This window comes from Flavobacterium sp. B167r, from assembly GCF_056824315.1.
Genome location: NZ_CP124859.1, coordinates 4,850,912 through 4,861,354 on the forward strand (window position 1 = coordinate 4,850,912; position 10,443 = coordinate 4,861,354).

The window sequence follows — 10,443 nt, forward strand, 5'->3', positions numbered from 1 at the left end:
TAGTACGATTAAACGAATTAACGATTAACCGATTAAACTATATTTTTTTCTAATTCTCGTTTTTCCAATTTAAACGGTCTTGCTGGCTGTATTGCCAAGGAGCACCGTTGTTTTCGATGTTAGTCATCATTGCGTTTAATGACATTGGAGCAGCACTTTGTTCCATTACCAAATAACGACGCATATCCATAATAATAGATAAAGGACTAATATTTACAGGACATTCTTCAACACAAGCGTTACAAGAAGTACAAGCCCATAATTCTTCTGGAGTAATATAATCGTTTAAAAGTGATTTATTATCTGGAACAAAAACACCTTTATTAGCGTCAATATTTTTACCAACTTCAGTCAAACGATCTCTCGTATCCATCATAATTTTACGTGGAGACAATTTTTTACCTGTTTGATTTGCTGGACAAGAAGAAGTACAACGACCACATTCTGTACACGTATAAGCATTTAACAGCTGAACCCAGTTTAAATCCTGAACATCAGCGGCTCCAAATTTACTCGGAGCAGCGTTTTCATCAACTGGTGCCGCCGCAAACGGATCTGCATTTGGATCCATCATTAATTTTACCTCTTTTGTAACTGAAGCCAAATTATCAAACTGTCCTTCTGGTTTTAAATTCGCAAAGTACGTATTCGGAAAAGCTAAAAGGATATGCAAATGTTTTGAGAAGTATAAATAATTCATAAAAATTAAAATACCGACAATATGCAACCACCAAAAAACTTCAAACAATAATCCAACTGCTTCATTAGATGTACCATTAAAAATTGGCGCAATAAATTGACTTATCGGATAACTTCCTGCTTTATGAAAATGAGAATATCCTCCTGGAACATTTTGCAAATGCAAATCAGAAGCATTCATCAATAAAAACAGAATCATTAAAACTGTTTCAAAATACAAGATGTAATTAGCATCGCTTTTAGGAAAACCATTTAAATCAGAATTGATAAAACGCTTCAATCGAATCACATTTCTTCTGATCCAAAAAACAACTACAGCAAAAATTACAAGTATTGCTAATATTTCAAATGAAGCAATTAAAACATCATAGACTACACCTAAATACGGCGCAAAAATTCTATGCGTTCCAAAAAGTCCATCAATAATAATTTCTAATAATTCGATATTAATTATTACGAAACCAACATATACAAAAATATGAAGGATTCCTGCAACAGGGCGTCTCACCATTTTTGACTGCCCAAGAGCAATCAATGCCATGTTTTTCCAACGAGCTTTAGGATTATCTTTTCGATCTACATCGACTCCCAAATTAACATTTCGGATGATTTTTTTTACGCTCGCTGCAAAAAAACCGAAACCTACTATAAGAAGTACTGCGAATAAAATATTATCTAAATAACTCATTTATAATTATTTTTTATCTGTTGAGTTTGTTTCTTCTGTTGGCGCTACGTATGGTTTGTTTTTCTTACCGAAAAGAGAAACGTTTACGTAACGAGTTGGATAAAGACGTACATCTTGCAATAACAGTTCAAGCTCTTTTGACGTTTTTGCTAAATTATTATACAATGCATCATCATTTAATAATTTTCCAGCTGTACCTTTTCCTGAATTCAAATTACTCATTAAACCATCTACTTTAGCTAAAGTCTGGTTCAAGTTACGAACTGTTTTACCTAAGTCTGCTTTGTTTAATGAATCTGAAATTTTATTGAAATTGCCAGACATTTTATTGAAGTTTGTAACCATTCCATTAATCTGTCCTTTATTAGTATCCAAGATATTATTAAGACTTCCAGAAGCTTTATGAAATTGCTCCATTGTTTTACTCAACTCAGCAATTGTTTTCTTTAAATTTTCTTGGGTGTTTTTGTCTAAAGTATTATTTAATCCTGTAACCAAATTATCGATATTCAAAAGCATTTTATCAAGCTTTTGCTGAATTGGTTCAATTTTCCCTCCTAATGATTCTGTCAATCCTAATTCAACAGAAGAAGTTAATTTCTGCCCGTCTTCTGCTAAATTTTTATCAGAAAAGTTTGGAATAATTTTAATTTGTTTCCCCGCGATTAAACTTGGAGAATAGATCGCCGCTGTACTTGATTTAGTAATAGGAAAATCAGTTTTAAGTTGAAGTTCTACTAGTAATTTACCAGTTACTTCATCAATTGTAATTTTATTTACTTTACCAATCGCAAGTCCATTAAGGGTTACTGGAGCTGATGGAGATAAATCTTCAACATTATCATATTCAGCATATAATGTAGTATAATTTGTAAAAAGGTCTCTTCCCTTTAAAAAACTATATCCCCAGATAAATAATAAAATAGACGCGATGACTAAAATAGCCGTTTTAATTTCTCTTGTTAGTTTCAAAATTCTAAGTGTTTGTACAAAATTAATATAAATATTCGAACTTGTGCTTATTATTTAATTGCGTCCTGAATATTGATTTTTTCACCATCTTTAGTTGCTACTAAAAATGCAGCCCCATATCCTTTACTTTTAGCTTCTTGCAGATATTTTTGTGCCGTTTCGTAACTTGAGGTTTCTTCGTAGAAATATTTATAAATATTATTTTCGTATATCATCGTTACATTTTTAAGCCCTTTAAAGTTTTTAGGTTCCAAAGGTGTTTTTTTAATGCTTGCAATAAGCTGTACTTTAAAAAAAGTTCCTTTTGGAGCATTTTTCGTTACTGCAACTGGCGTAGTTGTTTTTGGTTTTGCGGGAGTAGTATCTCTTATGGGCCGACTCTCAGTAGCTTCCGCTCCTGACCCAAAATATTCGCGTTTGTAACTTAAAATTGCTTCTGCAATCGCTTTTGCAATATCGTCCTGACCTTCTTCAGAATTCAAAATATTTCCTTCTGTCGGGTTAGATACAAATCCTGTTTCTACCAAAACTCTTGGCATATATGCTTTATGAAGTACCATAAAAGGAGCTTGTTTTACTCCGCCGTGACGAAGTTTTTTTCCTAATTTCTCGAAGTTTTCTTCAATTTTAGTTGCAAGCGTAATACTATTATCTAAATATTCTTCTTGCATTAAAGTCATACCAATCATCGATTCCGGAGAATTAGGATCGAAACCTTCATATTTACGTTTATAGTCTTTCTCTAATGTAATTACAGAGTTCTCTTTTTTCGCCGCTTCAAGATTTGATGCTACTTTACTTAAACCCATTACATAAGTTTCGGTTCCGTCTGCAGCGGTATTTTTATTGGCATTACAGTGAATAGAAACAAAAATATTTGAATTTGCTCTGTTTGCAATATTAGCTCTTTCCACCAAATCGATAAAAACATCTGTCTTACGAGTATAAATTACATCAACATTAGGATTAAGTTCTAAAATCTTCCCCACTTTTAAAACAATAGCTAAAGCAATATTTTTTTCAATTCGTCCGCTGTAAACAGCTCCAAAGTCATGATCTCCGTGCCCGGCGTCAAGTGTAACCTTAAACACATTTGACTGACTATGAGCACAAAAGGACGATATTATTAGAAATAAAGTAAATATTACCTTAAATTTGTTAATTCTATTCATAAATCTAAAAGTTAATTTTAATAAAATGCAGCTGTTATAATTTTTAGAATTGATTATTTTTGCCAAAAAATTATATGTAAGTTTGACATGTCAAAAAACAAGCCATAATTTTACAAAAATAGCATTTAAACCTTTGCATACAAACTTATTTAATATCGTTTTAATATCATTTTTCCTAACTATAGGTTGTGGTAATCTATATTCGCAAGAAATAAAAAACAAAAAAAAACCTTTACCTGCTGTAAAACAAACAGATAAAGAAACCACTGCGATTACAGATACCATAAAATTGGATACCGTTAAACCAAAAAAGACTTTTTTGGATGGAAAAGTACGATATGTAGCAAAAGACTATGCTAAAATTGATCAGAAAAAAAAGCTGATCACTTTATATAATGAAGCTGAATTATATTATAAGGATGTCGAATTAAAATCTGGTATCATTGTTCTTAATTATGAAAAAGATGAAGTTTATGCAGGAAGAATTAAAGATTCTGCAGGGGTTCTATCTCAATATCCAAACTTCAAACAGGGATCAAGTGAGGTACAGCCAGATTCTATCCGTTTTAATTTTAAAACAAAAAAGGCTTTAATTTATAATTCAAGAACAAAACAGGGCGAGTTAAACATTAAAGCCGCTGTTACCAAAAAAGAAAATGACTCTGTATATTTCTTAAAAGGTGCACGTATCACAACTGCTCAAGATATTGACAATCCTGAATACTACTTTCAAACTAGCCGAATAAAATTTGTGCCTGGTAAAAAAATCGTTGCCGGTTTAACACAATTGGTAATTGCTGATGTCCCTACCCCTCTTGCATTACCTTATGGTTTTTTTCCGTTAAGCAAAGAAAAAAGTGTTTCTGGTATTATTATTCCGAGTTATAACGACTCTAATACTCGTGGTTTCTCATTACAGAACGGAGGTTATTACTTCGCGTTAAGCGACAATTATGACTTGACCGTACTCGGTGATTATTATACAAACGGAAGTTATGCCATGCGATTTGAATCGGCGTATGCCACACGATATAAGTATAGAGGAAATGTCAACATTCGTTTCGAGAATTTAATTAGCAGCGAACGTGGTTATCCTGACTATTCAAAACAGAACATTTATAACATTCAATGGTCACATTCTAAAGATACAAAATCAAATCCTAATTCGACTTTCTCTGCTTCTGTCAACATGGGTAGTAGTAAGTACTTCAAACAATCTATCAACCAAGCCAATATTGGATCAAATTTAAATAACACATTAAGTTCGTCTATTTCATACAACAAAACCTTTAATACTATTCCTGGTTCACGTATTTCGTTATCTGCAACCCACAGCCAGAATACGCAAACAGAAGACATTATTATGACTCTTCCAGCTTTACAGGGAAGTATTGACCGTGTATATCCTTTTGTTGGAAAAGATGGTGTAAAGAAAGGATTAATTAAAAACATCAACTTACAATATAATGTAAGCGGTAAAAACTATTTCAAAACAAAAGATTCTTTGTTTTTCAAACCACAAATGTTTGATGAAGCTCAATTAGGAATGCAACACACAATTCCGTTGAGTACTAACTTTAAAATTTTCAAATATTTTAGTGCAGGAGCCTCTACAACTTACCAAGAAACATGGGTAAACAAAACAATTGAAAAGGTTTACGATCCTACTGCTGCACAAACGGTAAACAAAAATGTAAATGGTTTTGACTCTTTTAGAACTTACAATTTCAGCACGAATTTAGGAACGACGATCTACGGAACCTTTAATTTTGGAGATGACAAAAGAATTCAATCTATTAGACACGTAATGCGTCCAAGCGTTACCTATGCTTACACACCAAGTTTTGAAAAATATTATAACTCATATGCTGTCGATGCGTCTGGAATAATTACTTCTGAGTATACAAGATTTGAAAACGGTTTATTTGGAGCGCCTGGAAAAGACAATTCAAACATTGTAGGTTTTGCTTTGAGTAATACTTTTGAAGCCAAAGTAAGAGATCGAGACAGCACAAAAACAGAACCTAAAAAGATAATGCTGTTAAACAACTTGAACTTTAGCACAAGCTATAATTTCAATGCTGACGGAAAATCTACTTTTGGATGGCAGCCTGTATTAGTTAGTGGTGGAACGCAGTTTTTTGACAATAAAATGAATATGAACTTTGGTGCGACATTAGATCCTTACGCGATTGATAATGGCGGTAACAAAATTGACAAATTTAATATTGACAATGGAGGAAGTTTGTTTAGAATGACTAGTGCAAACGTAACTGTCAACTATTCATTCTCCAATAAAGGAACCGGAGATAAGGAAAAGAATACACAAAGTCAGCGGAACGGAGGAAGAAACGACGACTTGTTTGGTACAAATACCGATTTAAATGACAGCCGTAACAGCCAATTTAATGATGACCCAGATAAAGAAGATGTCATAACTGAATTTTTTAATTCTAAAGTTCCATGGGATATGACACTTGCCTATTCATTAACGTATTCAAACGTAAAACGAGAAAGCACCATTTCTGGAAACTCTATCATGGTTTCTATCAACACAGATCTTACTCCTAAATGGAAAGCAGGGGTTTCTACAGGTTACGATTTTGTACAAAAAGGAGTTACCTTTACGCAATTCCGTTTTGAAAGAGACTTATTAAGCTGGAGAATGGCATTTAACTGGCAGCCTTTGGGTACAAACTCTAACTGGAATTTCTTCATCGGAATTAAATCTGGTATGCTTAGCGATATCAAATGGAACAAACGTAGCGTTTCAAATAGATAAACTACTTTCGAATCAAAATATATTATTATGAAAAAAATCATTTTCACCGATAAAGCTCCAGCTCCAATCGGACCTTATAATCAAGCTGTATTATCTGGAAACACGCTTTATGCTTCTGGACAGATTGCAATCAATCCTGAGTCAGGAGAATTGATTACAGACAACATTAATGATGAAACCAATCAAGTTATGAAAAACATTGCTACTATTCTTGAAGCCGCAGACATGACTTTTGAGAACGTTGTAAAATCAACTATCTTCATCATGGACATGAACAACTTCGGAGCAATAAATACCGTTTACGGATCTTATTTTAACGAAAAAACCGCTCCAGCTCGTGAAACGGTTCAAGTGGCTTGTTTGCCAAAAAATGTTAATGTAGAAATTTCTATAATAGCTGTCCAATAGCATCTAATAATAATTGTGCCGTTGCTTCATTGGTTGCCAGCGGCACATTATGCACATCGCAAACGCGAATCAGCATATTAATATCCGCTTCGTGAGGATGGCTTGACAGAGGATCTTTAAAAAAGAAAACCATCTGCGTAATTCCTTCTGCTACTCTTCCTGCAATTTGCGCATCGCCTCCAAGAGGTCCAGAAAGCATTCTTTGAGTTTTAAATCCAGCAGCTTCTGCTTTTCCTCCCGTTGTACCAGTACCGATAAGCCTTATTTTTTCATTATGCAAAATAGCTTCATTTTTGACTAAAAAATCAATTAAATCGGCTTTTTTTCCATCATGAGCAATAATGGCAATTTCCATAAAACCAGAACTATTGATTAGCGACATGGTATGCAATTAATCCATCAATAGGTCTTCTTAAAACATTTCCTAACTGAAGTTCGTATTTATCGAATGTTTCTTGTAATTCATCTTTCAAATAAAATGCAATAGAACCAACAAAATGAACAGGAACTTCTTTACAGTTGTCGAATTGTTTGATATAATTCTTAACAAAAGATTTCATTCCTTTGAAAATGATTTTTCTGCAGAACTCAGTGTCTTTATGCTTAATTAAGAATTTAGCATAAGTAGCTAAATAAGCATTAGGATTTGCTTCTTTATATAATTTGTTTTTAATAAAATCTGGATCAACGTCGTACTCTTTTTCAAGTTCAACAGCCAATTCTTTAGGCATTTTATTAAAATAATATTTTCTAATTAATTCTTTTCCAAAAACGTTACCGCTACAATCATCCATAACAATGTATCCTAAAGACTGTACCTTTTGATGCAATACTTTTCCATCAAAATAACTGCAATTAGAACCTGTTCCTAAAATAGAAACAATTGCTTCTTCTCCTTTTGGAGTTGTTGCGTAAACTGCTGCGTAAGTATCTTCCTGAACATCTACAATAGCGTTAGTAAAATACTCTTGAAAAATTTGTGATAATGCTGTTTTCATTCTATCTGTACCGCAACCAGCACCGTAGAAGAATAAATGAGTAGCATTTTTTTTGTTTTGTAAGATATCGAAACGGTCATTTAATCTCTCGATGATTTCTGGCTCGTCTAGAATTTCAGGATTTAATCCTAAAGTTTGTGTTGTGAATAATACTTTTCCATTATCATCTATCGCAATCCAATCGGCTTTAGTAGATCCACTATCAACTATTAATTTCATTTGTTTAGTTTTTGGAATTAGGTTTTCTATTTTTAATTTAAAAAGTGTAATTTTTACATTAATTATAGAAGTAACAAAATAAGAAAATCCCGTTATTTTAAGTAACGGGATTTTGCAAAAATATATATTATTATTTTAAACCTGCAATATGTACAGATAAATCAATTAATTTGCTTGAGTATCCGTACTCATTGTCATACCAAGATACTAATTTGAAGAAAGTTGAATTTAAACCAATTCCAGCAGTAGCATCGATGATAGAAGTTCTTTTGTCAGAGATAAAATCTTGAGAAACAACTGCATCTTCAGTATAACCTAAGATACCTTTTAATTCGTTTTCTGAAGCTTTTTTCAAAACAGCCATAATTTCTTCATAAGAAGTTTCTTTAGCTACTTTTACCGTTAAATCTACTGTAGAAACGTCAGCAGTAGGTACACGGAAAGCCATACCTGTTAATTTTCCATTTAATTCTGGAATAACTTTTCCAACCGCTTTTGCAGCACCTGTTGAAGAAGGAATGATGTTGATTGCAGCAGCACGTCCACCTCTCCAGTCTTTTCTAGAAGGTCCGTCAGCAGTCATTTGAGTTGAAGTTGTAGCGTGAACAGTAGTCATTAAAGCTTCAACGATTCCGAAGTTATCATTGATTACTTTAGCTAAAGGCGCTAAACAGTTTGTAGTACAAGAAGCGTTAGAAACAACTACGTCAGAAGCTTTAGCAGTTTCGTGGTTAACCCCCATTACAAACATTGGAGCATCTGCAGATGGAGCAGAAATGATTACTTTTTTAGCACCACCTTTAATGTGCTCATTTGCTGTTTCGATAGTTGTGAAGATACCAGTACATTCAGCAACAACATCTACATCAACTTCGTTCCATTTTAAGTCTGCTGGATTTCTTTCAGCAGTGATACGGATGTTTCTTCCGTTTACATATAATTTTCCTTCTTTAACTTCTACAGTTCCGTCGAAACGACCGTGAACTGAATCATATTTTAATAAGTAAGCTAAATGATCTACGTCTAACAAGTCGTTGATTGCAACAACTTCTACATTATTTCTATTGAAAGATTCTCTGAAAACGATTCTTCCAATACGTCCAAATCCGTTTATTCCTAATTTTACTTTTGACATTTTACTAAATTTTTTGCTTTTGTTTTTATTACACTAATTGAAAGTCTAATTTCCTCACAATAAACTTCTCTTTCTTTTTAAACTTTATATTGGTTATGTCGACATGATGTCAGACACTCTTAATAATTCTCTATCAATTTCTGATTTACCCTTAATTGCTTGCTCAAGCGGCGTTAAGATTACTTTATCTTCACGAAGTCCAACCATATAGTTAGATTTACCTTCAATTAAAGATTCTACAGCTTTAACTCCTAATCGGCTTGCTAAAACACGGTCAAAACAAGATGGAGAACCACCACGCTGCATGTGTCCTAGTACAGAAACACGCACATCGTATTCAGGTAAATTAGCTTCAACATAATCTTTTAATTCGAATACGTTTTTACCAATTTTATCTCCTTCAGCAATAACAACAATACTTGATGATTTTCCTGATGCTTTACTTTTTTGAAGTGAATCTAAAAGACGATCTAAACCTAAATCTTCTTCAGGAATAAGGATTTCTTCTGCTCCAGCACCAATACCTGCATTAAGAGCAATGTGACCCGCATCTCTACCCATAACTTCTACAAAGAAAAGACGGTTATGAGAACTCGCTGTGTCTCTAATTTTATCGATACAGTCTACAACAGTATTTAAAGCAGTGTCATACCCTAAAGTAAAACTTGTACCATAAATATCGTTATCAATTGTACCAGGGATTCCCATTACTGGGAAATCAAATTCTGAATTAAAAATCAATCCTCCAGTAAAACTTCCGTCTCCACCAATCACAACCAAAGCATCTACACCAGCCTTAACAAGGTTTTCGTGTGCTTTTTTTCTACCTTCAGGGGTTCTAAACTCAACTGAACGAGCCGATTTTAAGATCGTTCCACCTTTGTTTACAATATTATTTACGCTTCGTGGTCCCATTTCCTTGAAGTCTCCTTCAATCATTCCTTGATACCCTCTATAAATTCCGATGCATTCTATATTATGGTATGCGCAAGTTCGAACAACTGATCGTATTGCAGCATTCATTCCAGGTGAATCTCCTCCTGAGGTAAGAACACCTACTTTTTTTATTGTTTTTGGCATTATTTAAGTATTAAAGTGTAAAATTAGCAAACATTCATCACTTTTCGGGTTGCAGTTATCATAAATTAATAAAATCTGTTAAATTCAAACGTTTTCGTTAATAAGTTTTTTCTAGGAAAAAATTTCATTAAAAATAATAAAACAGTATTTTTTTAATTAAATCGTCAAAATTAACAATACCCCTATGAAGTGTTATAAAAATCAGAATTTCCCGCTCACATGGAAAATTTTATTAGAGTGCCTAAATTTAGCACAAAAAAAACCATTATGAGAATAATGGTTTATAAAAG

Annotated in this window: 9 protein-coding genes; 2 read left to right on the forward strand and 7 right to left on the reverse strand. The window is 33.1% G+C overall.

Annotated elements, in window-relative coordinates; all coding sequences use genetic code 11:
* Nucleotides 1-49: 49 nt before the first annotated feature.
* From QLQ96_RS21125 to QLQ96_RS21135, 3 genes are read right to left on the reverse strand one after another with little or no spacing between them, the layout of a single operon-like run.
* Nucleotides 50-1,387 (reverse strand): 4Fe-4S dicluster domain-containing protein, encoded by a 1,338-nt coding sequence (locus tag QLQ96_RS21125; protein WP_482493103.1) that lies wholly within the window; start codon nucleotides 1,385-1,387, stop codon nucleotides 50-52.
* 6 nt (nucleotides 1,388-1,393) lie between these two features.
* Nucleotides 1,394-2,359 (reverse strand): MlaD family protein, encoded by a 966-nt coding sequence (locus tag QLQ96_RS21130; RefSeq protein ID WP_482493104.1) that lies wholly within the window; start codon nucleotides 2,357-2,359, stop codon nucleotides 1,394-1,396.
* 50 nt (nucleotides 2,360-2,409) lie between these two features.
* Nucleotides 2,410-3,531, reverse strand: a complete 1,122-nt coding sequence (locus tag QLQ96_RS21135) for an N-acetylmuramoyl-L-alanine amidase family protein (protein WP_482493105.1) — start codon at nucleotides 3,529-3,531, stop codon at nucleotides 2,410-2,412.
* A gap of 49 nt (nucleotides 3,532-3,580) precedes the next feature.
* Here QLQ96_RS21135 and QLQ96_RS21140 point away from each other — a divergent pair, with 49 nt between their 5' ends.
* Nucleotides 3,581-6,313, forward strand: a complete 2,733-nt coding sequence (locus tag QLQ96_RS21140) for a putative LPS assembly protein LptD (protein ID WP_482493106.1) — start codon at nucleotides 3,581-3,583, stop codon at nucleotides 6,311-6,313.
* A 27-nt stretch (nucleotides 6,314-6,340) separates the two neighbouring features.
* On the forward strand, nucleotides 6,341-6,721 hold the full coding sequence (locus QLQ96_RS21145) for a Rid family detoxifying hydrolase (RefSeq protein ID WP_482493107.1): 381 nt from the start codon (nucleotides 6,341-6,343) through the stop codon (nucleotides 6,719-6,721).
* Here QLQ96_RS21145 and QLQ96_RS21150 read toward each other — a convergent pair.
* The 4 genes from QLQ96_RS21150 to pfkA all read right to left on the reverse strand — a co-directional run bounded on the left by QLQ96_RS21150 (nucleotide 6,702) and on the right by pfkA (nucleotide 10,153).
* Nucleotides 6,702-7,076, reverse strand: coding sequence for a methylglyoxal synthase (locus tag QLQ96_RS21150; protein ID WP_482496993.1), 375 nt, complete (start codon nucleotides 7,074-7,076; stop codon nucleotides 6,702-6,704). The two genes, QLQ96_RS21145 and QLQ96_RS21150, sit on opposite strands and share 20 nt — an antisense overlap.
* Nucleotides 7,077-7,086: 10 nt before the next feature.
* A complete protein-coding gene (locus tag QLQ96_RS21155) occupies nucleotides 7,087-7,938 on the reverse strand; it encodes an N-acetylglucosamine kinase (protein ID WP_482493108.1) in 852 nt (283 codons plus the stop codon).
* A gap of 130 nt (nucleotides 7,939-8,068) precedes the next feature.
* The gene (gene gap / locus QLQ96_RS21160; RefSeq protein ID WP_482493109.1) at nucleotides 8,069-9,073 is read right to left on the reverse strand and encodes a type I glyceraldehyde-3-phosphate dehydrogenase; all 1,005 of its coding nucleotides are present in this window, start codon (nucleotides 9,071-9,073) and stop codon (nucleotides 8,069-8,071) included.
* 93 nt (nucleotides 9,074-9,166) lie between these two features.
* A complete protein-coding gene (gene pfkA, locus QLQ96_RS21165) occupies nucleotides 9,167-10,153 on the reverse strand; it encodes a 6-phosphofructokinase (protein ID WP_144219088.1) in 987 nt (328 codons plus the stop codon).
* Between the last annotated feature and the right edge of the window lie 290 nt (nucleotides 10,154-10,443).

Coding starts and splice junctions, on each gene's coding strand:
- QLQ96_RS21125 (WP_482493103.1), bottom strand. CDS start 1,387: ATGAGTTATTTAGATAATATTTTATTCGCAGTACTTCTTATAGTAGGT.
- QLQ96_RS21135 (WP_482493105.1), bottom strand. CDS start 3,531: ATGAATAGAATTAACAAATTTAAGGTAATATTTACTTTATTTCTAATA.
- QLQ96_RS21145 (WP_482493107.1), top strand. CDS start 6,341: ATGAAAAAAATCATTTTCACCGATAAAGCTCCAGCTCCAATCGGACCT.
- QLQ96_RS21150 (WP_482496993.1), bottom strand. CDS start 7,076: ATGGAAATTGCCATTATTGCTCATGATGGAAAAAAAGCCGATTTAATT.
- QLQ96_RS21155 (WP_482493108.1), bottom strand. CDS start 7,938: ATGAAATTAATAGTTGATAGTGGATCTACTAAAGCCGATTGGATTGCG.
- gap (WP_482493109.1), bottom strand. CDS start 9,073: ATGTCAAAAGTAAAATTAGGAATAAACGGATTTGGACGTATTGGAAGA.
- pfkA (WP_144219088.1), bottom strand. CDS start 10,153: ATGCCAAAAACAATAAAAAAAGTAGGTGTTCTTACCTCAGGAGGAGAT.